This is a genomic window from Streptomyces sp. NPDC025638, from assembly GCF_055558775.1.
Genome location: NZ_JBVHLX010000016.1, coordinates 49,146 through 75,079, shown reverse-complemented (window position 1 = coordinate 75,079; position 25,934 = coordinate 49,146). Strand labels below are relative to the sequence as shown.

The 25,934-nt window shown below is 71.4% G+C and carries 15 protein-coding genes and 2 pseudogenes; 11 read left to right on the top strand and 6 right to left on the bottom strand.

Translation table 11 applies throughout. The features are described 5' to 3' along the window. Both ACZ4EG_RS34930 and ACZ4EG_RS34925 read left to right on the top strand, forming a co-directional pair. Positions 1 to 229: pseudogene (locus tag ACZ4EG_RS34930) on the top strand (hypothetical protein); the annotation flags it as partial. A gap of 535 nt (positions 230 to 764) precedes the next feature. Continuing rightward, positions 765 to 2,576 carry a chitinase gene (locus ACZ4EG_RS34925; protein ID WP_467793462.1) on the top strand — a complete coding sequence of 604 codons (1,812 nt, stop codon included), beginning with the start codon at positions 765 to 767 and terminating at the stop codon, positions 2,574 to 2,576. On the opposite strand, the gene ACZ4EG_RS34920 is transcribed toward ACZ4EG_RS34925, so the two are convergent. The 4 genes and pseudogenes from ACZ4EG_RS34920 to gabT form a co-directional block, all read right to left on the bottom strand. Continuing rightward, a complete protein-coding gene (locus ACZ4EG_RS34920; protein WP_467793461.1) occupies positions 2,515 to 3,174 on the bottom strand; it encodes a phosphatase PAP2 family protein in 660 nt (219 codons plus the stop codon). The genes ACZ4EG_RS34925 and ACZ4EG_RS34920 overlap by 62 nt on opposite strands. Beyond that, positions 3,174 to 4,004 carry a serine hydrolase domain-containing protein gene (locus ACZ4EG_RS34915; RefSeq protein WP_467793460.1) on the bottom strand — a complete coding sequence of 277 codons (831 nt, stop codon included), beginning with the start codon at positions 4,002 to 4,004 and terminating at the stop codon, positions 3,174 to 3,176. Before ACZ4EG_RS34915 ends, ACZ4EG_RS34920 begins: the two co-directional genes overlap by 1 nt. A gap of 25 nt (positions 4,005 to 4,029) precedes the next feature. Then, positions 4,030 to 4,246 (bottom strand): annotated as a pseudogene (locus ACZ4EG_RS34910) (phosphatase PAP2 family protein); the annotation flags it as partial. Positions 4,247 to 4,357: 111 nt separating this feature from the next. Continuing rightward, a complete protein-coding gene (gene gabT / locus ACZ4EG_RS34905; protein WP_363298670.1) occupies positions 4,358 to 5,692 on the bottom strand; it encodes a 4-aminobutyrate--2-oxoglutarate transaminase in 1,335 nt (444 codons plus the stop codon). 248 nt (positions 5,693 to 5,940) lie between these two features. Between gabT and ACZ4EG_RS34900 the strand changes: the two genes are divergently transcribed. The 3 genes from ACZ4EG_RS34900 (at position 5,941) to ACZ4EG_RS34890 (ending at position 11,631) form a co-directional block, all read left to right on the top strand. Then, positions 5,941 to 8,088, top strand: a complete 2,148-nt coding sequence (locus ACZ4EG_RS34900; protein WP_467793459.1) for a type IV secretory system conjugative DNA transfer family protein — start codon at positions 5,941 to 5,943, stop codon at positions 8,086 to 8,088. 121 nt (positions 8,089 to 8,209) lie between these two features. Next, the gene (locus ACZ4EG_RS34895) at positions 8,210 to 9,883 is read left to right on the top strand and encodes a PucR family transcriptional regulator (protein ID WP_453554442.1); all 1,674 of its coding nucleotides are present in this window, start codon (positions 8,210 to 8,212) and stop codon (positions 9,881 to 9,883) included. A 302-nt stretch (positions 9,884 to 10,185) separates the two neighbouring features. Then, positions 10,186 to 11,631, top strand: coding sequence for an aldehyde dehydrogenase family protein (locus ACZ4EG_RS34890; RefSeq protein WP_467793458.1), 1,446 nt, complete (start codon positions 10,186 to 10,188; stop codon positions 11,629 to 11,631). A gap of 127 nt (positions 11,632 to 11,758) precedes the next feature. Here ACZ4EG_RS34890 and ACZ4EG_RS34885 read toward each other — a convergent pair whose 3' ends face one another. Next, complete coding sequence (locus tag ACZ4EG_RS34885; protein ID WP_467793457.1) at positions 11,759 to 14,590, bottom strand: glycoside hydrolase family 3 C-terminal domain-containing protein; 2,832 nt, start codon at positions 14,588 to 14,590, stop codon at positions 11,759 to 11,761. A 344-nt stretch (positions 14,591 to 14,934) separates the two neighbouring features. Here ACZ4EG_RS34885 and ACZ4EG_RS34880 point away from each other — a divergent pair, with 344 nt between their 5' ends. From ACZ4EG_RS34880 to ACZ4EG_RS34855, 6 genes are all read left to right on the top strand, one after another. Beyond that, on the top strand, positions 14,935 to 16,629 hold the full coding sequence (locus ACZ4EG_RS34880) for an extracellular solute-binding protein (RefSeq protein ID WP_467793456.1): 1,695 nt from the start codon (positions 14,935 to 14,937) through the stop codon (positions 16,627 to 16,629). Positions 16,630 to 16,656: 27 nt separating this feature from the next. Beyond that, positions 16,657 to 17,691 carry an ABC transporter permease gene (locus ACZ4EG_RS34875; protein WP_467793455.1) on the top strand — a complete coding sequence of 345 codons (1,035 nt, stop codon included), beginning with the start codon at positions 16,657 to 16,659 and terminating at the stop codon, positions 17,689 to 17,691. Further along, positions 17,688 to 18,641, top strand: coding sequence for a carbohydrate ABC transporter permease (locus ACZ4EG_RS34870; RefSeq protein WP_467793454.1), 954 nt, complete (start codon positions 17,688 to 17,690; stop codon positions 18,639 to 18,641). The genes ACZ4EG_RS34875 and ACZ4EG_RS34870 overlap by 4 nt, the downstream gene beginning before the upstream one ends. Positions 18,642 to 18,773: 132 nt before the next feature. Further along, positions 18,774 to 20,741, top strand: coding sequence for a beta-galactosidase (locus tag ACZ4EG_RS34865; RefSeq protein ID WP_467793453.1), 1,968 nt, complete (start codon positions 18,774 to 18,776; stop codon positions 20,739 to 20,741). Further along, positions 20,738 to 22,951, top strand: coding sequence for a glycosyl hydrolase family 95 catalytic domain-containing protein (locus ACZ4EG_RS34860; RefSeq protein WP_467793452.1), 2,214 nt, complete (start codon positions 20,738 to 20,740; stop codon positions 22,949 to 22,951). The genes ACZ4EG_RS34865 and ACZ4EG_RS34860 overlap by 4 nt, the downstream gene beginning before the upstream one ends. Before the next feature lie 152 nt (positions 22,952 to 23,103). After that, a complete protein-coding gene (locus tag ACZ4EG_RS34855; protein WP_467793451.1) occupies positions 23,104 to 23,823 on the top strand; it encodes a glycoside hydrolase family 12 protein in 720 nt (239 codons plus the stop codon). Positions 23,824 to 23,875: 52 nt separating this feature from the next. On the opposite strand, the gene ACZ4EG_RS34850 is transcribed toward ACZ4EG_RS34855, so the two are convergent. Next, positions 23,876 to 25,918: a glycoside hydrolase family 31 protein gene (locus ACZ4EG_RS34850; RefSeq protein ID WP_467793450.1), complete on the bottom strand. Its 2,043-nt coding sequence runs from the start codon at positions 25,916 to 25,918 to the stop codon at positions 23,876 to 23,878. Positions 25,919 to 25,934 lie beyond the last annotated feature (16 nt).

The following is a 25,934-nucleotide window of genomic DNA, read 5'->3' as shown; positions in this document are numbered from 1 at the left end:
CGCTGCTGGAACTGGCACTGCACGAGGCGGCGGCACGCCTGGCGACGGATGAGGGCGGGTAGCGGGCCGGTTGGCGCGGGCGCTTGGATTCGTCGTTCCGTACCCGGGCCGGTCGGCCGGCGTGGTCCGCCGGCTGGTTCCGCCGGACGGTTCCGGCGCGCTCACCGATCCGGTGCTGTTGGAGTTGGCGTTGCACGAGGCGGCGGCGCGCCCGGCGGCGGATGAGGGTGGGGAGCGGGCAGGTTGGCGGCAGGTGCTCGTCGTGGCGGGTGCGCTCGGCCGGTGTCCGTACGGTTGGTGCGGGCGCCTGGATCGTCGTCCCGCACCCGGCTCGGCCGACCGGCGCGGTCCGCCAGCCGGTCCCACGGGACGCTTCCGGCGGTCCTGCAACGCGTCTTTGACGCTCTGTCCGTCGTGGCCGTCGGCGCGCAGCGCGGCGGGGCCGGGCGTGAGATCGCGGGTGCACATGGGCGCGGGCGCCCCGGAGGTCTGCAGGCGCGGGCCGTTACCGGGCGTGGCGCGCGGTTCGGTCATGCTCGTCGCCACCTCGTCGCTCGCCGCCCCGATCCGCACGGGCGGATCCCCGACGTACAGCGACGGGCACGCGCCGGTGGCCGGCGTCCAGCGCCAGGGCGCGCACCCGTCCCGGCGTGGCCCAGGGCACCGTGTCCCGCAGCCGTTCGCCGGAGGTCTTGACAACGGGATTGGTCTGGACCAAATTGAGCGCGCTCCACCCTCCAATTCCCCCATGCCCGGAGGCACTTGTGGATCGCGTCAGACCTCGCACCAGATCCCTCCTCGCCGCGCTCACGGCGGCGCTTCTGGCCGTACCCGGCATCACCGTGCTCTCGTCGGCCGCCCGTGCGGCCGACGCCGACCTCGCCAGGAACGGTGGCTTCGAGGCGGGCCTCGATGGCTGGAGCTGTACGGCGAACAGCGGTTCGACCGTCAACTCTCCTGTGCACGGCGGCACTTCGGCTCTCCAGGCCGCCCCGGCCGGCAGTGACAACGCCCAGTGCTCGCAGACCGTCACGGTGAAACCCGACTCCCAGTACACGCTGTCCGGCTACGTCCGCGGCTCCTACGTCTACCTCGGCGCCGGTGGCACCGGCACCACCGACGTCTCCACCTGGACCCAGTCGGCCCCCGCCTGGCAGCAGCTCAGCACGACCTTCCGCACCGGCGCCGCCACCACCAAGGTCACCGTCTACACCCACGGCTGGTACGGCACCGGCGCCTACTACGCCGACGACATCTCCCTGACCGGCCCCGGCGTCGACCCGGGACAGCCGCCCGCGGCCCCGACCGGTCTCAAGGCGGGCACCGTCACCTCCTCCAGCGTCGCCCTGTCCTGGACGGCGGTCACCGGCGCCACCGGCTACGCGGTCTACCGCAACGGGGTCAAGGACCGTACGGTCAGCGGCACTTCGGCGACCGTGACCGGACTGACGCCCTCGACGGCGTACGGCTTCCAGGTCACCGCCGTCAACGACGCGGGCGAGTCCGCGAAGTCCGCGACGGTGACCGCCACGACGACCGCCGGATCCGGCGGCTCGACCGATCTGCCCACCCACGCCCTGGTCGGCTACCTCCACACCACCTTCGCCAACGGCTCCGGCTACACCCGTCTCGCCGACGTCCCCGACAGCTGGGACGTCATCGACCTGGCCTTCGGCGAGCCGACCTCGGTCACCTCCGGCGACATCCGCTTCAACCGCTGCCCGGTCACCGAATGCCCGAACGTCGAGAGCGACGCCGACTTCAAGGCGGCGGTCAGGGCCAAGCAGGCGGCCGGCAAGAAGGTGCTGATCTCCATCGGAGGCCAGAACGGCCAGGTGCAGCTGACCACCACGGCGGCCCGTGACACCTTCGTCTCCTCCGTCTCCAGGATCATCGACGACTACGGCCTCGACGGTCTGGACATCGACTTCGAGGGCCACTCGCTGTCGCTCGACGCCAACGACACGGACTTCAAGAACCCGACGACACCCGTCGTCGTCAACCTCATCTCGGCCCTGAAGACCCTCAAGGCCCGCTACGGCGCGAAGTTCGTCCTCTCCATGGCCCCCGAGACCTTCTTCGTGCAGCTGGGCTACCAGTACTACGGCACCGGCAAGTGGGGCGGCCAGGACCCGCGCTGCGGGGCCTACCTCCCGGTCATCCACGCCCTGCGCGACGACCTGACGCTCCTGCACGTCCAGGACTACAACTCGGGCCCGATCATGGGCCTCGACAACCAGTACCACTCGATGGGCGGCGCCGACTTCCACATCGCCATGACCGACATGCTCCTCACCGGCTTCCCGGTCGCGGGCGACGCGAACAACGTCTTCCCGCCGCTGCGCCCCGACCAGGTGGCGATCGGCATGCCGGCGTCCACCAACGCGGGCAACGGCTATGTCTCCCCGTCGGAGGTCACCAAGACCCTCGACTGTCTGACGAAGAGGTCGAACTGCGGCTCGTACGCCACCCACGGCAGCTGGCCCGCCCTGCGCGGCCTGATGACGTGGTCGGTCAACTGGGACCGGTTCGCCAACTGGGAGTTCCAGAAGAACTTCGACGCGTACTTCGGCTGAGGAACACCCACAGCGCGAACAGCAGCACGGAGCACAGACACCAACTGGCCACGACGTCCAGCGGCCAGTGGTAGCCGCGCCGGATCAGCCCGAAACCGACACCGAGGTTGACCACGGCACACACGGCCACCAGCAGTCGCCGGGCGAGCGCCGTGACGAGCCAGGGGAGGAGGATCAGCGTCGCCGCGCCGTACGCGACGGCCGCGGTGGCGGTATGGCCGGACGGGTAGAAGCCGCCGGCCCAGGGCATGACCGGGGTCCCCGGACGGTCGGTCCAGGCCTTCAACGGCACGACGATCGCCGGGACCAGGGCCATCAGGACGGCGGCGGCGACCGGTGGCAGCCACCAGCGGTCGGTGCCGTCGCGGCGGCCCAGCCACAGGACGAGGCCTATGGCGACCGCGAGCACCGGAACCGCCACCTGCACATCGCCCAGGTCGGAGAGGGCCGCCGAGAACCGGTCGGGATGGACGAGGGCGCGGCTCACCCGCTCGTCCACGCGAAGCAGCGGGCCGTCGGCCATGACCTGCCAGGTGATCAGCACGAACAGGAGGATGGGTACAGCAGTCACGGGCCACAGCCTCTCAGGAGTCCTCATCAGCGCTGTCGCGACTCCTTGAGAACCTCGATTCCCACCCGATCGGTGTCTTCCGGATCGCCGTTGAGCCGGTGGACCACGACCCAGCGGCCGTCGTTCGTCGCCCCGGCGAAGACCGACGCGTCGCGGGTGGCCCCGTTGTGCCAGCGCAGCGGCCCGGCCTTCTGCCAGGTCGGGGCGGGATCGCCCAGCCGGCGCTCCACGAGCAGGCGCACGAGCAGATCGGCGGCCGCGCGCGGAGTGGCCCACAGACCCCCGGCCGGCAGGATCGGGCCACGCATCGTCCAGGGCCTGCGGGTTCCCCCGAACAGACCCGGCGCCAGCAGGCACCGCGCGGGATCGGGGTCGGCGCTCACCTCGGCCACGTCCAGCGGCCGGAGCACATGTTCGGTGACCAGCTCCTCGTACGAGGTGCCGGTGGCTGCGGCCAGGGCAGCGCCGAGAACGGCGTAGCCGAGGTTGGAGTACTCCTCCTCCTGGCCTGCGGGCCGGATCGCGATCGAGTCGAGCCGGTTCAGCACGTCGCGCAGAGCGCGGTCGTCGAACGGCGTGTACGGGTCCCGGCCGGCGGCCTGGGGTGGCAGCCGGGGGAGGCCGGAGGTGTGGTCGGCCAGCTGCCGCAGGGTGATCCCGGTCCCGGGGGCGGCGGGCAGCCAGCGCTCCACGGGGTCGTCGAGGGTGAGGGCCCCGGCTGCCGCCAGACGCATGAGCGCGGTGCCTGTGAGGACCTTGGTGAGGGAGCCGATCTGTACGAAACGGTCGACGGCATGGCCGTTGCCGACCTTCGGCGGCTCGGAGTCACTGAGGACACATGTCGGAATGCGACGCATGGTCACCAGTGTCGAAGAAGGAGGTCGGCCGCCCCGGAACAGGGGGGGTAGTTCCGAGGCGGCCGTCCGGATCGGAACGCCGCGCGCCCCGGGGGGTTTGGGGCGGGCGACTGTCCGATCGGTGAGGAGATTCCGAAGCCGAAGGCCCCGGTTGTGTGCGCGAGGGCACGACCAGGTCGAAGCTGGGGAGGCGACGGCCTGATGTCGCCCACAGTCCCCTGTGGGCGGGGTGTATCTCTCATCTGAGGAAGAACCTACGGCAGGGGATGGCTCCAAGACAGACGGAATCGCGTCCCGCCATCCACCTCGCACACCTTCTTCACACAGCCTGACGCTGGGCGTCGGACTGTGACTCAGATACGCGCGAACGCCTGCTCGATGATGTCGAGGCCCTCGTTCAGCAGGTCCTCGCCGATGACCAGCGGGGGCAGGAAACGCAGCACGTTGCCGTAGGTGCCACAGGTCAGGACCAGCAGGCCCTCCTGGTGGCAGGCCTTGGCGAGGGCGGCGGTGGCCTCCGGGTTCGGCTCCTTCGTCGTACGGTCCTTGACCAGCTCGATGGCGATCATCGCGCCACGGCCGCGGACGTCGCCGATGATGTCGAACTTCTCGGCCATCGCGCCCAGGCGCGCCTTCATGACCGCCTCGATGTTCTTCGCCTTGGAATTGAGGTCGAGCTCCTTCATCGTCTCGATGGAACCGAGCGCACCGGCGCAGGCGACCGGGTTGCCGCCGTAGGTGCCGCCGAGGCCGCCGGCGTGGGCGGCGTCCATGATCTCGGCGCGGCCGGTGACGGCGGCGAGCGGCAGACCGCCCGCGATGCCCTTGGCCGTCGTGATCAGGTCGGGGACGATGCCCTCGTCCTCGCAGGCGAACCACTGGCCGGTGCGGCAGAAGCCCGACTGGATCTCGTCGGCGACGAAGACGATGCCGTTGTCGTTGGCGAACTTCACGATCTCCGGCAGGAAGCCCTTGGCCGGCTCGATGAAGCCGCCCTCGCCGAGCACCGGCTCGATGATGATCGCGGCGATGTTGTCCGCGCCGACCTGCTTGGACATCTGGTCGATGGCCATCTTGGCGGCCTCGGGTCCCGCGTTCTCCGGGCCGGTCGGCCAGCGGTAGGCGTAGGCGACCGGGACGCGGTAGACCTCGGGCGCGAAGGGACCGAAGCCGTGCTTGTACGGCATGTTCTTGGCGGTGAGCGCCATCGTCAGGTTGGTCCGGCCGTGGTAGCCGTGGTCGAACACGACGACGGCCTGGCGCTTGGTGTACGCACGCGCGATCTTGACGGCGTTCTCGACGGCCTCGGCGCCCGAGTTGAACAGCGCGGACTTCTTGGCGTGGTCACCCGGGGTGAGCTCGGCGAGGGCCTCGGCGACCGCCACATAGCCCTCGTACGGGGTGACCATGAAACAGGTGTGGGTGAAGTCGGCCAGCTGGGCGCTCGCACGGCGTACGACGGCCTCGGCGGAGGCGCCGACCGAGGTCACGGCGATGCCGGAGCCGAAGTCGATGAGGCGGTTGCCGTCGACGTCCTCGATGATGCCGCCGCCCGCACGCGCGGTGAACACGGGCAGCACCGAGCCGACGCCCTGCGCGACCACGGCGGTACGGCGGGCCTGCAGCTCCTGCGACTTCGGGCCGGGGATGGCGGTGACGACGCGGCGCTCCTGCGGAAGTGCGCTCATGAGGGGCTCCCGGGGGTATTACGGACTCTTGTCTTCTTTTCTCGCAGGCTAGGACCGGGAATGGGGGGTGGGCATGCTCCATGTGGGCGTTGTCAGGACCTGCGGTTGTCCGCGGTGGACATAGCGGGGTGACGGCACGGTCGGGCCCGGGCCGGACCGCTCGGCCGCGTAAGCGGTGAACTCCCCTTGCGGGGGCGTTAGATTGACTCGCTGATGGTGCACGATACGGCTGGTCAGGGGGAAGGGCGATGAACAGCGACGGGACGCAGGACACGCGAGGTACGCATGCGAATCCCGTACCGCGTCCGGCGATGCCGCAGGACGCTCCCGCGGTGCCCCGCGAGGCGCCCCCGGCACCGCCCCGGCCGACTCGTGCCCCAGGGGTTCCCCCGCTGCCCGACGGCTCGGCGTTCCTGGCCTGGCTGCGGGCGCCCCGGCCGGACGCGGCACCGGGAGTGTGGCGGTTCGGGCACCGGCCGCGGCCGAAGGAGGAGCCCGAGCAGATTCCGGCGCGGCAGCTGCTGAGCGGTGCGCTCATCGCGTTCCTGGTGGGGTGGCTGCTCTGGTCGCTGCTGTGGAACGGCTACCTCGGCGGCTGGTGGGTGCTGCCCCTCGAACTCCTCACCCCGGACTCCTGGCGGCACAGCGGCGACCGGGTCGGGAACGCCGTCCTCTGGTACGGCTACTACACGCTCATCGCCGGCGCGATCATGCTCGCCGTGGGCCGTCTCGGCCGCTGGGGCGAGGTCTGGCGGCGCTACGGTCCCCCTGCCTGGACCCAGGCCGTGCCCACCGCGGAGAAACCGCCCGCCCCGGAGGAAGACCCCGCCCAGTGGCCCCACCTGCGCGCCGCCGGTGCCGCCGACGCCGCCGACCGGCTCGCCGCCGAGGCCCGCTCCGGGCTGATGCGGGACGTCGACCTCGCCCGTATCGCCCGCGCCTGGCAGGGCGTGCGCAGCGGCCGGCACAGCCTCGCCGCCTTCACCACCGCCGTCGTCAAGGACGGCGCCGCCGCCTGTCTGCACCCCTCGGGGGAGCGGGACCTGCCGGGCCGCCTCGCCCGGCACGACCTGGTCACCGGGCAGGTGCGGCTCGGGACCACCGCGGACGACCCGCGCAACCCCTACCACTACCGCGGCTCCGGGCTCGCCCTCGGCACCGACCTGCTCGGCACCTCCCTGCTCGCCGTCGGCCCGGCCGGCTCCGGCAAGACCGGCAGCGTCGTACGGCCGCTCGCGGAGTCGCTGTGCCTGCACGCGCTCGCCGGACGGGCCTCCGTCGTGGTGGTCGGCGCGGCGGGCGCCGGGCTCGGCACGTCCGACGCGTACGACGTCGTCGTACGGATCGCCCACCCCGAGTCGGTGTACGACCTCGATCTGTACGGCGGTACCACCGACCCGGACGAGGCCGCCGCCATACTTGCCGAGGCCCTCGTCGGCGATCTCGCCGACCCGCACCCGGGAGGCGACAGCCGCCGCTCCACCACCGTCCTCGCCCAGCTGCTCGGCCCGTTCCGGGCGGTCCACGCCCGCTTCCCCTCCGTACCGGAGCTGCGTCAGCTGCTCGACGGGACCCCCGGTCCGCTGGCCGCGCTGCGCAAGGCGCTGCAGGACACCGGGCAGGAGTCGCTGCTGCGCGAACTCGACGCGCGCGAGCGGCAGTTGGGCCACCCCGGGGATGTGGGCGCGGTGCTCGGCGACCGGATCGCACTGCTCGACCGGCCCGCCTTCGCCGGGTTCTTCGACACCTCCGGGCAGTCCCGGCCCTTCTCGCTCAAGGCGCTCGACCACCCGGTGCGGGTCCGTATCGACCTGCCCGAGCGCGGGCACGCGGACGCCTCGCGCATCCTGGCGCGGCTGGTGCTCGCCCAGTTCACGGCGAGCGTGGCCGTACGGGAGGACCGGTCGCTGTTCGCCTGTCTGCTGCTGGACGACGCGACCGGAGCGGTGACCCCGGAGGCCGTGCGCGGGATCCAGCGGTTGCGCTCCGCCAATGCCGGTGCCGTGCTCACCCTGCGCACCCTGGACGACGTACCCCGGCCGCTGCGCGGGCCGCTGCTGGGCGCCGCCGGGTGCCGGATGGCCCTGTCCGGGCTCACCCCGTGGGACGGTCAGGACTTCGCCGAGGTGTGGGGCAAGGAGTGGACCGAGGCGCGGGACGTGACCGACCGGCAGATCATCGCCGAGACCCCCGCAGGCAAGGCCGTGCACGTGCTGCGCCGGGTGATCACCGGCAAGGCGCCGACCGCGCGGGCGGTGACCGTCCGGCAGGTCGAGCGGGAGCGCTGGTCGGCGTCCGAGCTGGCGCACGGGGTGCCGCCGGGGCATGCGGTGCTGTCGCTCACGAACGTCAAGGGCGAGCACGCCCCGCCCCTGCTGGTGGACCTCCGGGGCTGAGGTCCACCAGCCATAAGGTCACCCGGTCTTCCTACGGTGCGGCAGAATCGGCATAGGCTGTTCATACGAAGCGGCCAAATGATCGCAATGATCACCCGATCTCCCCAGACCTGAAGGCCTCATGCCCCCGACGCTCGCCTCGCTCGTCCACCACTCCGCGCTCAAGCTGACCGTGCGGGCGGGCGAGGACCGCCTGGACGTGCCCGTCCGCTGGGCGCATGTGAGCGAGCTGGCCGACCCCGTGCCCTACATGGAGGGCGGGGAACTACTGCTGATCACCGCGCTGAAGCTGGACGCCGACGACCCCGAGGCGATGCGCCGGTATGTGAAGCGGCTGGTCGGCGCCGGAGTCGTCGGGCTCGGGTTCGCCGTCGGCGTCAACTACGACGAGATCCCCAAGGCCCTGGTCGACGCGGCCGAACAGGAGGGCCTGCCCCTGCTGGAGGTGCCGCGCCGCACCCCCTTCCTCGCGATCAGCAAGGCGGTGTCCGCCGCGATCGCCGCCGACCAGTACCGCGCGGTCACGGCCGGGTTCGCCGCCCAGCGGGAGCTGACCAGGCAGGCGCTGAGCGCGGGGCCGGAGGGGCTGCTCGCCGCGCTCGCCGCGCAGGTCGACGGCTGGGCGGCCCTGTACGACGCCTCGGGCGCCGTCGTCGCGACCGCGCCGGAATGGGCCGGGCGGCGCGCGGCACGGATCACCGCGGACGTGGAGCGGCTGCGGGAGCGGCCCGCGCCCGCCTCGTCGGTGGTCGGCAGCCCGGAGACCGAGGACCGCGTCGAACTGCACTCCCTGGGCACGGGCAGGCGCCCGCGGGCCGCGCTCGCCGTCGGCACCGCCGCCGCCCTCGGCACCGCGGAGCGGTACGCCGTCCACTCCGCGATCGCCCTGCTCACCCTCACCACCGAGCGCTCCCGCTCGCTGCAGGCGGCCGAGCAGCGGATCGGCGCGGCCGTGCTGCGGATGCTGCTGGCCGGGCAGCCGGATCACGCCCGGGCCGTCGCCGGTGACCTGTACGGCGGGCTCCTCGACGCGCCCTTCCGGATGATCGTCGCCGAGCCGGTGTCCGCGTCGGCCGCCCGGGCGCACGCGGACGCCCACGCCCACTCGGGCGTGCCGGTGCCGGTGGCCAAGCCCAGCCCGGCCGGCGCGCTGGCCGCCGCCGACGCGGGCGGTGATCCGCTCGGCGGGCTCGCGGAGACCGTGGAGGCCGCGGCCGCGCGCTCCGGGGAGGCCGTGCTGGTCGTCCCCGAGGGGGAGCGGCTGGTCGTGCTGGCCGGGGACGGGGGAGCGGCGGTCGCCGCCTGCGCGGAGTACGCGGCGGCACTGGAGGCGGCACGGGCCGTACCCGAGCAGGCCGCCGTGGACGAGGACGAGCTGGTCGTGGGCCTGTCGGCGCCGGCCGGGCCGATTGCCGCGGCCGCCGCGTACAAGCAGGCCGAACAGGCGCTGTCGGTGGCCCGGCGGCGGGGGCGGGTGCTCGTGGAGCACGAGCAGCTGGCGGCGGGCTCGGTGCTGCCGCTGCTGGCCGACGACGCGGTGAAGGCGTTCGCGGACGGTCTGCTGCGCCCACTGTACGAGCACGACGCGACCGGGCGCGGCGACCTGGTGGCCTCCCTGCGCGCCTGGCTGTCCCGCCACGGCCAGTGGGACGCGGCCGCGGCGGACCTCGGCGTGCACCGGCATACGTTGCGGTACCGGATGCGGAGGGTCGAGGAGATCCTCGGGCGCAGTCTCGACGACCCCGACGTCCGGATGGAGCTGTGGCTGGCATTGAAGGCGACCACCCCGGAGTAGCCGTACAAAGACAGCCCGTCCGGCAAAGACAGCCCGTCCGGCGTTTGAGGACGAGGCCGTCCAGGCCGATCGGGGGTCCAGGGGGCGGAGCCCCCTGGCGGGGTCGAAGGGGCGGAGCCCCTGGTGATGGGACGGGTAGGGGTGGCGGGGGCGAAAAAATCGCGGCCCCAGCCCCCACCACGCCAATCCGGCACATCCCCACCCCCCACCACTACGACTCGGACAAGCGCTCCCCGCGCACCCCCGCCCTACCGTGGGACACGAACGCACATCCCCCAACGCGGAAAGGCCGGGACTCGTACATGACTTCCACCCACGCCTTCTGGCTCGCCGGCCGCCAGGTCACCGGCGAGGACACCCTCGACGTCACCTCCCCGTGGGACGGCCGACTGGTCGGCAAGGTCAGCGTGCCGACGGACGCCCAGGTCGAAGAGGCCGTGGCCGCCGCGTACGCCGTGCGCAACGAGTTCGCAGCCACCCCGGCCCATGTGCGCGCCGCCGCCCTGGACCACGTCAGCAAGCGCCTGGCCGAGCGCACCGAGGAGATCGCCCAGCTGATCTCCGCCGAGAACGGCAAGCCGATCAAGTGGGCGCGCGGCGAGGTCGGCCGCGCCGTGTCCGTGTTCCGGTTCGCGGCCGAGGAGGCCCGGCGGTTCAACGGCGGCGAGGCTCAGCGCCTCGACACCGACCTCGGCGGCCAGGGCCGCCTCGCGCTGACCCGCCGTTTCCCCAAGGGCGTCGTGCTCGGCATCGCTCCGTTCAACTTCCCGCTGAACCTGTGCGCCCACAAGGTCGCGCCGGCGATCGCCGTCGGCGCCCCGATCATCCTCAAGCCGGCGCCCGCCACCCCGCTCTCCGGCCTGATCATCGGCGACCTGCTCGCCGAGACCGACCTGCCCGCCGGCTCCTGGTCGGTCCTCCCGGTCGCCAACGACAAGATGCCCGCTCTCGTGCAGGACGAGCGCCTGCCGGTCATCTCCTTCACCGGCTCCGACAAGGTCGGCTACGCGATCATGGACTCGGTGCCGCGCAAGCACCTCACCCTGGAGCTGGGCGGCAACGGCGCGGCCGTTGTCCTCGGTGACTTCGCGAGCGACGCGGACCTGGACTGGGCCGCGACCCGGATCGCGACCTTCTCCAACTATCAGGGCGGCCAGTCCTGCATCTCGGTGCAGCGCGTGATCGTCGACGCCTCCGTCCACGACCGTCTGCTGCCGCGCATCGTCGCCGCCGTCGAGGCCCAGGCCACCGGCGACCCGTCCGACGACAGGACGGACGTCGGCCCGCTGGTCAGCGAGGCCGCCGCCGAACGCGTCGAGTCCTGGGTGAAGGAGGCCGTCGAGGCCGGTGCCACCCTGCTCACCGGCGGCGACCGGGACGGCGCCTCCTACGCGCCGACCGTCCTCACCGACGTGCCGGCCGACACCACCATCGCCTGCGAGGAGGTCTTCGGACCGGTCCTCACCGTGCAGAAGGTGGACGGCGAGGCCGAGGCCTTCGCGGCGGTCAACTCCTCCAAGTACGGCCTCCAGGCGGGCGTGTTCACCCATGACCTCCAGGTCGCCTTCCGCGCCCACCGCGCGCTGGAGGTCGGCGGTGTGGTCATCGGCGACGTGCCGTCCTACCGCGCGGACCAGATGCCGTACGGCGGTGCCAAGCAGTCCGGCGTCGGCCGCGAGGGCGTGAAGTTCGCGATGGACGACTACACCTACGAGCGCGTGCTGGTCCTCACCGGGCTCGCCCTCTAGTTCACGTAGTTCACGGGGACCTTCGCGTAGTTCAACGGGGACCGTTTCACACAGGTCCCCCGAAGGGGCCCGGCACCGATGCCTTCCGGTGCCGGGCCCCTTCTCTGTGCCGGCCTCCTCCGGACCCTCAACCGGAGAAGCCGACATGCGCGAGCCGCACCGGCCCGCGCAGCCTGACGCGAATGTCGTGCACGCCCTCGGCGACGATCCCGGCGCCGAGCGTCCGGTAGTCGTACGGACCGGGCGTGCCCGGCATCAGAGTGACCAGCACCGGGCCGCCGTCCAGGAACAGCTCGACCACGCCCTCGCCCGCCACCCGCGCCGTCACCTCCGTCACACCGTCACCGAAGTCGCAGTCCCGGTAGACGAGTTCGCCGCTGCCGCCGTCCACCGGGGTGACCGCGTCCCCCGACACCTTCGTGCGGTCGACTATGGCGATGCCGGACTGCTCGTCGAAGTCGGCCGCGTCCAGGCCGGGTTCGCACACCGGACGCGGCGCCGCGGGCTCGCCGTCGAGGAGGACGGTCGTCCGCAGCCGCACGTCCTCACTGGACGCGCCGACCAGCAGGTCGTACGGGCCCTGTTCCAGACGCCACCGGCCCAGGGCCACGTCCCAGAACTCGAAGGCGGACAGCGGGACTTGGCAGGTCAGCTCCGTCCGTGCGCCGGGGGAGAGGGTCATGCGGCGGTGCTCGACCAGCTCGCGGCGCGGGCGGACGGCCGAGGGCTCCACGGCGCGGGTGTAGATCTGGACGACCTCGTCCGCCGTGACATCACCGGTGTTGGTGACCGTGAAGGACACCTGGACGCAGCCGTCGTCGACGCGGGCCGACAGATCGGCGTACGCGAACGACGCGTACGACAGGCCGTGGCCGAAGGGGAACAGCGCGGTGCCCTCGAAGTACAGGTAGGTCTGGCGGGCGCCGATGACGTCGTAGTCGAGCAGGTCGGGCAGGTCGGAGTCGGCCGCGTACCAGGTCTGCGGGAGGCGGCCCGCGGGGGAGACGTCACCCGCCAGCACCCGGGCCAGCGCGGTGCCCGCCGCCTGCCCGCCGTGCGCGGTCCACAGCACGGCGGGCAGCCGCGCGACATCCACCGCGTAGGGGTACGCGGAGACCAGGACCAGCGCCGTACGGGGGTTCGCGGCGCGGGCGGCGCGCAGCAGCCGCGCCTGCTGGGCGGGCAGGCCCAGGGTCGTACGGTCCTCGGTCTCGCGGCCGTTGATGTGCGGGTCGTTGCCCGCGACCACCAGGACCACATCGGCCCGTGCCGCGACGGCGGCCACGGCCTGCTCGCCGCGCTCGGCCACGACCAGCTCGAAGATTTCCGGCTCCCCCTCGGCAACCTTCACTCCGTCGGCGGCGACACGGACGGGGCGACCCGTGCCGACATGCCGCAGGAGGTGACCGCTGTCGTGGGGTTCGAGGCGGAACGTCTCCTGGACGACCCAGCCGCCCGGCTGGTCCGCGGACGCGCGCACATGTCCGTCCTCGGCGACCGAGAGGTAGCGGCCGTCGGGGGCGCGGAGCGTGAGGACGCCCTCGCCCCAGTCGACGAGGGCGAGTTCGGTGCCGGTGGCATCGGTGGTGAGCGGGGGCAGATCGGTGCGGCCGGAGAACAGGGCGGGGTCGAGGGCGCCCTCGGCCCCGCGCGTCTCCTCGGGCGCCTCGGGAGCCGGCGGCACATGGAGGAACGTACCGGCGGACGTCCGCAGCCGGATCCGGTCCACGCCCTCCGCGAACTCCACGCGCTCGGCGCCGAACCGCTCGTACAGCCCCTCCAGCGGCGTGGACCGGTGCAGGAGCGTGCCGCTGTACCAGTCGAGCTTGCACTCGTCGGCGAGCAGGCCCACCACGGCGATGCGGGTGTCGTGGGCGAGGGGCAGCAGACCGTCGTTCTTCAGCAGGACCACCGCCTGTTCGGCGGCCACCTGGGCGAGCGCACGATGCGCCGGCGTGTCGAACTCGCCGGTGCCGACGTGGGGGTCGTAGCGCGGGTCGAACTCGCCGAGCCGGAAGCGGACCGAGAGCTGGCGGCGGACCGCGGTGTCGATGTCCGACTCGGTCAGCAGGCCCTGTTCGAGGGCGCCCCGGAGCCGGGCGGTGATCTTCGAGCTGTCCGTGCCGTGGTCGGTGAAGCTGTCGACGCCGGCCAGGACGGCCGCCGCCGTCGCCTCCTCATGGGTGTCGAAGTAGTGCTCGGAGTCGACCAGGTTGGAGGGTGCGCCCGCGTCCGAGCAGACCAGGAGGTCCTCGTCGGTCCAGGTGCGCAGCTGCTCGCGCAGATACGGGGAGAGGTGATTGGGGCGGCCGTTGACCAGGTTGTAGGCCGGCATCACACCGGCCACCGCGCCCGACCGCACCGTCTCCCTGAAGGCGCGCAGATCGTACTCGTGCAGTACGCGCGGGCGCACCGAGGAGGACGTGACGTCCCGGCCCGTCTCGTTGTTGTGCGCCAGCCAGTGCTTGAGGACCGGCGCGGTGCGCCAGTACACCGGGTGGTCGCCGCGCAGGCCGTGCGTGTACGCGGTGGCGATCGACGAGGTCAGTTTCGGGTCCTCGGAGTAGCCCTCCTCGTTGCGGCCCCACAGCGGGTGGCGCAGCAGATTGACCGTCGGGGACCAGACGTTGAGGCCCACGCGGTCGTCGTGGGCGCGCATCGCGCGGACCTCCCTGGACACCGCCTCGCCCACGCGCCGTACGAGGTCGGTGTTCCAGGTCGCGCCGAGGCCGACCGCCTGCGGGAAGACGGTGGCCGGGCCCGTCCAGGCCACACCGTGCAGTGCCTCCTGGCCGGTGCGGAACGCGGCGATGCCGAGCCGCTCGACGGCAGGCACGAACTGGTGCAGGAAGGAGACCTTCTCGGCCGGGGTGAGCCGCGCCAGCAGGTCGTCGACGCGCTTCGTGAACGGCAGGTGCGGATCGCGAAAGGGCGGCGTGGGCGGCGTGTGTGCGGTCACGTGCGGTTCCCCTTGCTACGGAGCGATGAGCGGCTTTCGAAGCGCTTCGATGCTCATTCGACACAGGGGTGGGTGTCAAGACGCCCTCATCGATATTTCAAGCAGTGCATGAGGAGAGGTCACCTCGTACGCCTCGGAGGAATCTTGGAAGCGACCCTTGTGCGCCCCTGGGTGTTCACTTAACCTCGCAGCAACATCGAAGCGCTTCGACGAAGAGGTCTGCGGCCGGGAGGTGCGCATACCGGTGCATGCGTCGGAGGACCGCTTCGGCTCAGCCAGTTCCACTCGAGACACCGCGGCCGCCACCGCCGGGTGTCCCTGGTGCGCCACGAAGGGTTGACGCAATGACGCCGAACGCCTCCTCCGCCTCCTCCGCGCCCAGCCGGAGAAGCTTCCTCGCCTCCACGGCGGTCGCCGCCGCAGCGGTGGCGGGAGGGATGCCGCTGCTCGCCGCCTGCGGTGGTTCGGACAGCGGCTCGGGCGGGGGATCCTCGTCGGGCAAGGGCGCGAAGAAGCTGCTTCCGGCCTACGTCGCGGGCAATGTGGTGACCCCGGACATCGCCTCGAAGAACGGCTCGGCGGTCGGCTTCACCGGCAAGCTCGACCTCGCCACCCTCAAGACGTCGGTGCCGAAGAAGCTCGGCAAGGGCGGCAAGGTCAGCATCATGTCGCCGTTCTGGGGCACCCCGCCCAAGGCCGACAACGCCTACTACCGGGCGATGAACGACCGGATCGGTGTCGACGTCGGCTGGCAGAACCAGGACGGCAACACCTACGACCAGAAGCTCGGCGCGGTCCTCGCCTCCAGCGACGTACCGGACATGGTGGTCGTCCCCGGCTGGAACATGGGCGGCAAGATACCCAGCGCCATCATCGGCAAGTTCGCCGACCTCGGCCCCTACCTCTCCGGGGACGCGGTCAAGGACTACCCGAACCTCGCGGCCATCCCGACCGACGCCTGGCGGCGCTGCATCTTCGGCGGCAAGCTGCGCGGCCTGCCGATGCCCGCCTCCTACGTCACCAACATCGTGCCCCTCTACCGCAAGGACATCTTCGACAAGGAGGGGTACGAAATCCCGCGCTCGGCCGACGAGTTCATGGCGCTGGCCAAGGAGATCACCAACGCCAGAGCCAAGCGCTGGGCCTGCACGGACATGAAGTGGACGGCCTTCAACAGCTTCGGGGTGCTCTCCGGCAGCGAGAAGCCGCTCGGCTGGAACCTCGTCGACGGCAAGCTGATCAACCGCATCGAGACCCAGGAGTACCTGGAGGCGCTGGAGTGGACCCGCAAGCTGTTCGCGGCCGGCGTCGTCCACCCCGACGCCAAGCTCGGCAAGAGCAGCGCCACCGACCCCGGCCCCAAGTTCGCCGCCGCCGAGTTCCTGATCTACAACCAGGACATCTCGCAGTGGTGGAGCCGCACCGCCGAACAGGCCACCCAGAACCCGGACTACAAGATCTGGGGGATGGACATCTGGGGCCACGACGGCGGCGACCCGGCCCTGTTCGCCACGCAGCCCGCCAATATCTTCGCTTTCATCAGCAAGAAGGCCCCTGAGTCCGTGATCCGGGACGCGCTGGCCGTCGCCAACGTCACCGCCGCGCCGTACGGCACCGAGGAGTACATGCTCACCAACTACGGCGTCGAGGGCACCCACTACACCGTCAAGAACGGCGTGCCCACCAAGACCACCCAGGGCAACAACGAGGTCCTGAACGCCTACGTCATGGTCGCGAGCCCCGCCGCGACCATCGCCCACCCCGACTTCCCGGACGTCGCCAAGGGCCAGGTCGAGTGGCAGCAGCGGATGGGCGCCTTCACCAAGAAGTCGGCCTTCTACGGCCAGCAGATCACCGAGCCCACCCGCTACACCAACCTCTCCAACGACTTCGAGCAGCTGGAGGACGACATCGTCCGCGGCCGCAAGAAGATCAGTGACATGCAGCAGGCCGTCGCCGACTGGAAGAGCAAGGGCGGGGACAAGCTCCGCGACTGGTACCGCAAGCTGCTCGACGAGAACGGCTCCGCGGCGAGCTGACCGGGCACCGAGGCAAGGAGAACGACCGTGTCCCACAGCACGGTGCCTCGGAGCAGGGCCGAGGCCGACACGACGGGAAGCACCCGGGTGGCGTCGGGCGGCGCCACCGGCTCCCGGGAGAAACGACGATCCGGGAAGCCGAGCGTGCGGCTCAGATTCAGACGCGACCGCATGCTGCTCCTGATGACGCTGCCGGCCGTCCTGCTGGTCCTGCTCTTCAACTATGTGCCGATCCTCGGCAACATCGTCGCCTTCCAGGACTACGACCCGTACGTCAGCGACAACGGCGTCGTCTCCATGCTGCACAGCCCCTGGGTCGGCTTCGAGAACTTCCAGCGGATCTTCGAGGACTCGGCCTTCTGGGGCGCCGTCCGCAACACGCTGGTGCTGTTCTTCCTCCAGCTGGTGCTGTACTTCCCGATCCCGATCGGGCTCGCGCTGCTCATCAACAGCGTGGTCAGGCCCCGGGTCCGGGCGCTCTCGCAGGCGATCCTCTACCTGCCGCACTTCTTCTCCTGGGTGCTGGTCGTCGCGGTCTTCCAGCAACTCTTCGGCGGCGCGGGAATCCTCTCGCAGCTGCTGCGGCAGCACGGGTACGACGGCCTCGACATCATGACCGACCCGGACACCTTCAAGTTCCTGATCACCGCGCAGAGCGTGTGGAAGGACGCCGGCTGGGGGATCATCGTCTTCCTCGCCGCGCTGGCCTCGGTCAGCCCGGACCTGTACGAGGCCGCCGCGATGGACGGCGCCGGCCGGTGGCGCCGCATGTGGCACGTCACCCTGCCCGCGCTGCGCCCGGTGATCGCCCTGCTCCTGGTGCTCCGCGTCGGCGACGCCCTCACCGTCGGCTTCGAACAGATCCTGCTGCAACGCGATGCCGTCGGGCCGGGCGCGGCGGAGGTCCTCGACACCTTCGTGTGGTGGAACGGAGTGCGCAACCAGGACTTCGGCTACGCGGCGGCCGCCGGACTGATCAAGGGCGTCGTCAGCCTCGGCCTGGTCCTCGCCGCGAACAAAGTGGCTCATCTCATGGGCGAGCAGGGGGTGTACAAGAAGTGACCGCCGTGATCGACAGGCCGCCGAACGACGAGCCGCCGAACGCCGGGCCCCGCCGGTGGCAGGCGCCGCCTCGCCCGGTGTGGGAGGAGCGACCCGGCAGGGCCGGCCTCGCGGGCAAGGGCCTGGTCCTTGCGCTCGCCTGCCTGGGCATCCTCTTCCCGCTGTGGATCGTCCTCGTCACCAGCCTCTCCTCACGCAGGACCATCGACGAGGCCGGCGGTCTGGTGATGATCCCCAAGGGCATCACCTTCGTCGCCTACCAGGAACTCCTCAGCGGCGGACAGGTCACCCGCGCGGCGGTGATCAGCGTCCTGATCACCCTCGTCGGCACGCTGTTCTCGATGACGGTGTCCGTCCTGTGCGCGTACGGCCTCTCGCGCACCGGGTCGCTCGGGCACCGCTGGCTGCTGATGATCCTGCTGGCCACGATGTTCTTCAGCGCGGGCCTGATCCCGACGTATCTGCTGGTGCAGTCGCTGGGCCTGACCGACACCTACCTCGCCCTGATCCTGCCGAGCGCGATCAGCGTCTTCAACATCCTGGTCCTGCGCGGGTTCTTCATGGGCATTTCGCAGGAACTCATCGACAGCGCGCGGATCGACGGCGCGGGTGACGTCCGGATCCTGTGGCAGATCGTCATGCCGCTCTCCAGGGCGGTGCTCGCCGTGATCACCCTGTTCTACGCGGTGGGCTACTGGAGCGCCTGGTTCAACGCCTCGCTGTACCTCAACGACCAGGACATGATGCCGCTGCAGAACGTCATGATCCAACTGGTCCAGAAACAGGAGGCCCCGGTGGGCCTGGGCCAGGCGATCAAGACGGGCCAGCTGTCGGGGCTCGCGGTGCAGATGGCGGTCATGGTGATGGCGCTGCTGCCGGTGGCCGTGCTGTCTCCCTTCGTCCAGCGGCACTTCAAGAAGGGCATGCTGACCGGCGCGGTGAAGGGCTGAAGCCCGAGCCGGGTGAGCGCCGTCGGGGTGCCGGCCGCGATGCGTCCGCTGCCGCGTCGTGGCTGGTCGCGCAGTTCCCCGCGCCCCTTCGGGGCGCGTCCCGATCCCAACCCGCCTGCGAGGAACCCCAAGATGCCCAAGCTGAGCGACGTCACCCGTGGCCGCGTCCTCTTCGGTGGTGACTACAACCCCGAGCAGTGGCCCGAGGAGACCTGGCGCGAGGACGTCCGGCTCATGCGGGACGCGGGGGTCAACTCGGTGACGATGGGCGTCTTCTCCTGGGCGAAGCTCGAACCCCGGCCGGGGGAGCGGGACTTCGGCTGGCTGGACACCCTCATGGATCTGATGCACACGGCCGGCATCGGCGTGGTCCTTGCCACCCCCACCTCCTCGCCCCCGCCCTGGATGGGCCGGCTCCACCCGGACACCCTGCCCCGCGACGCCGACGGGCGCACCGAGTGGTGGGGCGGCCGCCAGCACTTCTCGCACTCCAGCGCCACCTACCGGCGCTACGCGGCCGCCATCACCGAGGACCTCGCCGCCCGCTATGCCGGCCACCCGGCTCTCACCCTGTGGCACATCAACAACGAGTACTGCACCTTCGACCACGGCGACGAGGCGGCCGCCGCCTTCCGCCGCTGGCTGCGCGACCGGTACGGCACCCTCCGCGCCCTCAACACCGCGTGGGGCACGGCCTTCTGGGGCCAGGGACACGACAGCTGGGACGGCATCCTCCCCCCGCGCCGCACCCACTACCTGAAGAACCCGGCCCAGGTGCTGGACTTTCGCCGCTTCACCTCCGACATGCTCCTGGAGTGCTTCACGGCCGAGCGCGACATCGTCGCCCGGCACACCCCGCACATCCCGGTCACCACCAACTTCATGCCGCTGTGGACCGGCCAGGACGCCTGGCGCTGGGCCGAGGAGGAGGACGTCGTCTCGGTCGACCTCTACCCCGACCCGCGCGACCCCCTCGGCCCGCAGCACGGCGCGCTGATCCAGGACCTCACCCGGTCCCAGGGCCGCGGTCCCTGGATGCTCATGGAACAGGCGGCCGGACCCGTCAACTGGCGGGGTGTGAACCACCCCAAGCCCCGCGGCCTCAACCGCCTCTGGTCCCTCCAGGCCGTGGCCCGCGGCGCCGACGCCGTCTGCTACTTCCAGTGGCGCCAGTCCCGGCAGGGCGCGGAGAAGTTCCACTCCGGGATGGTCGGTCACGCGGGGGAACGGGGCCGTACGTACCAGGAGATCAGACGGCTCGGCGCCGAACTCGCGCTCATCGGACCCGAGGTGGCGGGCGGCCGCATCCACTCCGACATCGCGATCCTGCACGACTGGCACGCCTGGTGGGCCGGCGCCCAGGAGGGCCGCCCCTCCACCGAGGTCGACCACCCGGCCCTCCTGCACGCCTGGCACCGCGCCCTGTGGGAGTCCCACCTCACCACCGACTTCGCCCACCCGGAGCACGACCTGTCCGGCTACAAGCTCGTCGTCGTCCCCCAGCTCTACCTCCTCACCGACACGGCGATCGAGAACCTCCTCGCCCACGTCCGCGGCGGGGGCACCCTGGTCTGCGGCTTCATGACCGGAGTCGCCGACGAGGACGACCGGGTGCGGCCCGGCGGCATGGACGTCCGGCTGCGCGAGCTGTTCGGCATCCGCACGCTGCACGAGTGGTGGCCCCTGGACGCCGGGGAGACCGTCGCCTGCGACGGCTTCCGCGGGACCCTGTGGTCGGAGGAGATCGAGGCCGCGCCCGACGCCACCGAGACGGTCCGCTACAAGGGTGGGGAACTCGACGGCCTGGCCGCCGTCCTGCGCAAGGGGCATGCGTGGTACGTCTCCACGCTCCCGGAACCCGAGGCGCTGCGCGGACTGCTCGCCCGTGTCGCCGCCGACGCGGGTGTCCGCCCGGTGCTCGACAAAGTCGTGCCGGGCGTGGAGGCCGTCCGCCGCGGCGATCTGCTGTTCCTGCTCAACCACGGGCGCGAGTCGGTCACCGTCGAGTGCCCCGGCACCCACCGCGACCTGCTCACCGGCACGACGGTCACGGACGAGATCACCCTCGGCCGCTACGGCGCGGCGGTGCTCGGGCCATGACCACCGGCCCCGTCCACGGAACCTGGGAGCCCCTCCCGGCCGCCCGCTGGGAGGACGCCTTCCTCAGCGGCAACGGCCACCACGGCACCCTTGTGTTCGGCAATCCGAACGCCGACCGTGTCATCGTCACCCATCACACCCTCGTCCGCCCCAACGGCGGCGAGTCGGCCCGTCCTCCGCAGCTCGCCGCCGAACTCCCCGCCCTCCAGGACCGGTTGCTCGCGGGCGACCGGATGGCCGCCGAGGGCTTCACCGACGGCCGCCCGCTGCAGTGGGTGCAGCCGTTCCACCCCGCCTTCCAGATACGGCTGCGGCGGCCTCCCGGCGACCGGCACGACTATCGCCGTTCCCTCGACTTCGCCACCGGCGAGGCGACGGCCCGCTGCGACGGCTGGACCAGCCGGGTCTTCGTCTCCCGGGCGGACGACGTGATCGTCCAGCAGGTCACCGCCACCGACCTCACGCTCGACATCCGGCTGGACCATCGGCTCCCGGGCGCGCCCACCGGCCTGGGCGTCGGCCACGGCGCCCTGCGCACCCCCGAGGGCGCCGTGCTCAGCCTCCGTGCCCGTTATCCCGGCAGCGACCGCGCCTACACGGGCGTGACCCTGGTCGCGACCGGCGGGGGTACGACGACCCTCGTCCCACCGGGGGTGCGCCTCCAGGGCGGCGAGTCCGTCCTGCTGCTCACCCGGGTACGGCGTCACACCGGGGAACCGGCCGTCGTCGAGGAGGCACGGGCCCTGCGCGACCTCCTCACGGAAGCGCCGGGACCACGGTCGTACGAGGACCTCCTCGACCGCCATCTCTCCCTCCACCGCACCGCCTACCGCCGCGTGACCCTCGACCTCGGCGCCGATCCGGCCGAACGTGCCCTGCCCGGCTCCGCCCTGCTGGAGCACCCGCTCGGCCCGGCCCTCCTGGAACGGCTCTTCGCGGCCGGCCGCTACCACCTGCTCTCCGCGAGCGGCCTGTTTCCGCCGAGACTCACCGGCCTGTGGACCGGTGACTGGAACACCGCCTGGTCCGGCGCCTTCACCACCGACGCCAACCTCAACCTCCAGACGGCCTCGGCGGCGGCCGCCGCGCTCCCCGAAGTCACCGCGGCACAGGCCGAGCTGATGCAGCGTCAACTCGCCGACTGGCGTGACAACGCCCGCACGATCTTCGGCGCCCGGGGCGTGGTCGCGCCCTCGCACACCGACGGCGAGTCCGGGCTGTCGTACCACTTCAGCCGCGAGTACCCGCTGCACCTGTGGACCGCGGGCGCCGACTGGCTGCTCAAGCCGCTCGTCGACCACGAGGAGACCAGCGGTGAGCGGGACCCGCGCACCGCCGCCGCCCTCGCCGAGGTCGCGCGGTTCTACGAGGACTTCCTCACCCGCACCGACGAGCACGGGCACCTGGTCGTCGTCCCCTCCTACTCACCCGAGAACCGGCCCGTCGACGCGAGCTGGGGCGCGATCAACGCGGCCATGGACCTCTCCGCCGCCCGGCACGCCCTGCTCACGGCCGCCGCCCGCCATCCGGAGCACGCCGACGCCTGGCGTGCTCTCGCCGACCGGCTGCCCCCGCACCGCGTCAACGCCGACGGCGCCCTGGCCGAATGGGCCCGGCCGGGCCTGGAAGACACCTACGACCACCGCCACCTCAGCCATCTGTACGGGGTCTGGCCCCTCGACGAGATCAACCCGTACGACACCCCGGACCTGGCAAAGGCCGCCCACCGCGCCCTCGAACTGCGCGGCTCGGAGAACCACTCGGCCCACGGCCATCTGCACCACGCCCTGATCGCCGCCCGGCTCAGGGACACCGACCGGGTCGCCCGCGCCCTCGCCCGGGTGCTGGAGGGCGACTTCTTCCACGCATCCCTGATGAGCACCCACTACCCCGGCCGCGACGTCTACAACGCGGACGCCGCGCACACCCTGCCCGCCGTGCTGATCGAGATGCTCGTCCAGTCGACCCCCGACCGGCTGGTCCTCCTGCCCGCGCTCCCGGCGGCGTACCCGGAGGGCGAACTCCGCGGTGTGCGCACCAGGTTCGGCGCGGAGATCGACCTGACCTGGAGCCCCGGCGGTGCCACGGCGGTCGTCCGACCGACCCGCACCCACCGCATCGACCTGCGGACTTCCTCCGGCGCACAGCCGCTCGACCTGGTCGCCGGAGAAGAACACGTCCTCAACGTGGGACGTGGTGACTTCCCGTGATTCCCCTCAATCCATGGAAGGGACACCGTGACTCCGCCCTGAATGGGGCTTCCAGCTCAAAAGCCGCGGTCCAGCCCGAACCGATCCCTCGCGGGACGGACAGAAAGTAGCGCAGGCCGGGGAAGCGATTCCCCTCATCGAACAGGAGAGTCATGCTCGCACTCGTACCCGACAAAGTCGGCAAGGCCCTGCTCGCCCCCGCCCTGGCGCTCGGCGCCACCGTCGCACTCGCCTCCGCCCCCGCCCCCGCCTCGGCGGCCGTGTGGAGCTCCTGCGACCAGTGGGGCAACACGACACTGAACGGCTACACCCTCTACAACAACATCTGGGGCTCCGGCGCCGGCAGCCAGTGCGTCTGGGCCAACTCCGGCACCAACTGGGGCGTCTGGGCCGATCACCCCAACACCGGTGGCATCAAGTCCTACCCCAACGCCAAGAAGGTGATCAACAAGCCGATCACCTCCCTCGGATCGCTCACCAGCAGCTACAACGTCACGGTGCCGTCGTCCGGCGCGTACAACACCTCGTACGACATCTGGGACACGGCCTACCGCTACGAGATCATGCTCTGGGTCAACAAGACCGGAGCCGTCGGCCCGCTCGGCACCTCGCAGGGCACCCTGACGCTGGGCGGGCACACCTGGACCGTCTACAAGGGCAACAACGGCTCCAACGACGTCTTCTCGTTCGTCCGCACCTCGAACTCGACCTCCGGCACGGTCAACGTCCTGCCCATCCTGAAGTGGATCAAGGACACCAAGGGCTGGTTCGGCAACGTGACCATCGGGGACGTGCAGTTCGGCTACGAGATCACCAGCTCGTCCGGCGGCCTGAACTACACCACCAACAGCCTGACAGTCAGCAGCAGTTGACCCCGTTGTGCCGAGGTGCCGGTTCCGGGCAGGGGCCGGCACCGCGGCGCACTCACTCCGCGATCGGCAGCTTCGCTCCGTCCCGCAGGAACAGGGGGATGCGGTCCAGGGGGGCGTCGACCGTCACCGCCGTGCCGCCCTCGTACGGGGCACCGGTCCATGCGTCCGTCCACCACGCGCCCGCCGGGAGGTAGGTCGTGCGGCCCGCGGAGCCCGCCGTCAGCACCGGGGCGACGAGCAGGTCGCGGCCGAAGAGGTAGGCGTCGTCGACCGACCAGGACGCCTGGTCCTCGGGGAACTCCAGGAACAGCGGGCGCATCACGGGCAGGCCCTCCTCGTGGGCCTCCCTCATCACACTCAGGACGTACGGCTTGAGGCGCTCGCGCAGCCGCAGGTACTTCTCCAGCACGGCGCCCGCCTCCTCGCCGTACGACCAGACCTCGTTGGGGCCGCCCGTCATGTCCGGGCCCAGCGGCATGCCCGGGTCGCGGAAGCCGTGCAGCCGCATCAGCGGGGACAGCGCGCCGAACTGGAACCAGCGGACCATCACCTCGCGGTACGCCGGGTCGTCCGGGTCGCCGCCGTGGAAGCCGCCGATGTCGGTGTTCCACCAGGGGATGCCGGAGAGGGACGTGTTGAGGCCGGCCGCTATCTGGCGGCGCAGGGTCGCGAAGTCGGTGCCGATGTCACCGGACCACAGGGCGGCGCCATGGCGCTGACTGCCCGCCCACGCCGAGCGGTTGAGGGTGATCACCTCGGTCTCGCCGGCCGCGCGCAGGCCCTCGTCGAAGACGCGGGCGTTCTCGCGCGGATAGAGGTTGCCGACCTCCAGGCCGGGGCCGGCCCAGTAGCGCAGGTTCTCCTGGAAGCCGGGCTTCAGCTCGGGCTCGCAGGCGTCCAGCCAGAAGGCCGTGATGCCGTACGGGTCCAGGTAGTTCTCCTTGATCCGGGACCAGAGGAAGTCACGGGCGTCCGGGTTCGTGGCGTCGTAGAAGGCCACCTGGACGGTCGAGGCGACCTCCTTGTCGGGCCAGTCGGCGTGCGCCATCGGGCCGTACTGCGTGCCGATGAAGTAGCCGCGCTGCTCCATGACCGAGTGGTTCTCGGACAGCGGGGACACCGACGGCCACACGGACACCACCAGCTTGATGCCGAGCTCCGCCAGCTCCCGCACCATCGCCGCCGGGTCCGGCCACTCCTTCGGGTCGAACTTCCACTCGCCCAGATGGGTCCAGTGGAAGAAGTCGCAGACGATGGCGGACACGGGCAGCCCACGGCGTCTGTACTCCCGTGCCACGGCGAGGAGTTCGTCCTGGGTGCGGTAGCGCAGCTTGCACTGCCAGAAGCCCGCCGCCCACTCGGGCAGCATCGGCGTGCGGCCGGTCACCTCGCTGTAGCGGCGCTGGCCGTCGGCCGGGGTGCCCGCCGTGATCCAGTAGTCGATCTGGCGGGCCGAGTCCGCCACCCAGCGGGTGCCGTTGCCGGCCAGCTCCACCCGGCCGATCGCCGGGTTGTTCCACAGCAGGGTGTAGCCGCGGCTGGAGGTGAGGACCGGGATGCCGACCTCGGCGTTGCGCTGGACCAGATCCAGGACCAGGCCCTTCTGGTCGAGCCGGCCGTGCTGGTGCTGGCCGAGGCCGTAGAGCTTCTCGTCGTCGTAGGCGGCGAAGCGCTGCTCCAGACGGTGGTGGCCGCTGCCGGCCGCGGTGTACAGGCGCGGGCCGGGCCACCAGAAGTGGGCGCGCTCCTCGGCGAGCAGTTCGCTCCCGTCAAACGTGCGGACGAAGCGGATCAGGCCCTCGGCGCTCACCTCGGCCGTGAGGGCGCCGACCGTCAACCGCCCCTGTCCGTCTTCGGTCTTGACGGTGTACGGCGTCGCCGGGGCGTCGTCGAGCAGCGCGCCCGGGAGCCCCTGGAGTATCGGGCCACCGATGCGTGCCCGGACCCGGACCGCGTCCGGACCCCATGGCTCGATGCGTACGGTCTCCTGACGGCCACTCCACTCCAGCGCGCCGTCCCGCTCGCGGAAGGTGCCGACGGTGGGTGACGACTGCGCGAGGCTCACCTGGGGCTGGTTTTCGGCAGGCTGATTCACGAAGGGTGCTCCCGAA

What these genes read in the sequence shown, in the direction of transcription:
- ACZ4EG_RS34860 (WP_467793452.1), top strand. Translation starts at nt 20,738, where the DNA reads ATGACCACCGGCCCCGTCCACGGAACCTGGGAGCCCCTCCCGGCCGCC.
- gabT (WP_363298670.1), bottom strand. Translation starts at nt 5,692, where the DNA reads ATGAGCGCACTTCCGCAGGAGCGCCGCGTCGTCACCGCCATCCCCGGC.
- ACZ4EG_RS34915 (WP_467793460.1), bottom strand. Translation starts at nt 4,004, where the DNA reads ATGCGTCGCATTCCGACATGTGTCCTCAGTGACTCCGAGCCGCCGAAG.
- ACZ4EG_RS34920 (WP_467793461.1), bottom strand. Translation starts at nt 3,174, where the DNA reads ATGAGGACTCCTGAGAGGCTGTGGCCCGTGACTGCTGTACCCATCCTC.
- ACZ4EG_RS34895 (WP_453554442.1), top strand. Translation starts at nt 8,210, where the DNA reads ATGCCCCCGACGCTCGCCTCGCTCGTCCACCACTCCGCGCTCAAGCTG.
- ACZ4EG_RS34880 (WP_467793456.1), top strand. Translation starts at nt 14,935, where the DNA reads ATGACGCCGAACGCCTCCTCCGCCTCCTCCGCGCCCAGCCGGAGAAGC.
- ACZ4EG_RS34900 (WP_467793459.1), top strand. Translation starts at nt 5,941, where the DNA reads ATGAACAGCGACGGGACGCAGGACACGCGAGGTACGCATGCGAATCCC.
- ACZ4EG_RS34865 (WP_467793453.1), top strand. Translation starts at nt 18,774, where the DNA reads ATGCCCAAGCTGAGCGACGTCACCCGTGGCCGCGTCCTCTTCGGTGGT.
- ACZ4EG_RS34890 (WP_467793458.1), top strand. Translation starts at nt 10,186, where the DNA reads ATGACTTCCACCCACGCCTTCTGGCTCGCCGGCCGCCAGGTCACCGGC.
- ACZ4EG_RS34855 (WP_467793451.1), top strand. Translation starts at nt 23,104, where the DNA reads ATGCTCGCACTCGTACCCGACAAAGTCGGCAAGGCCCTGCTCGCCCCC.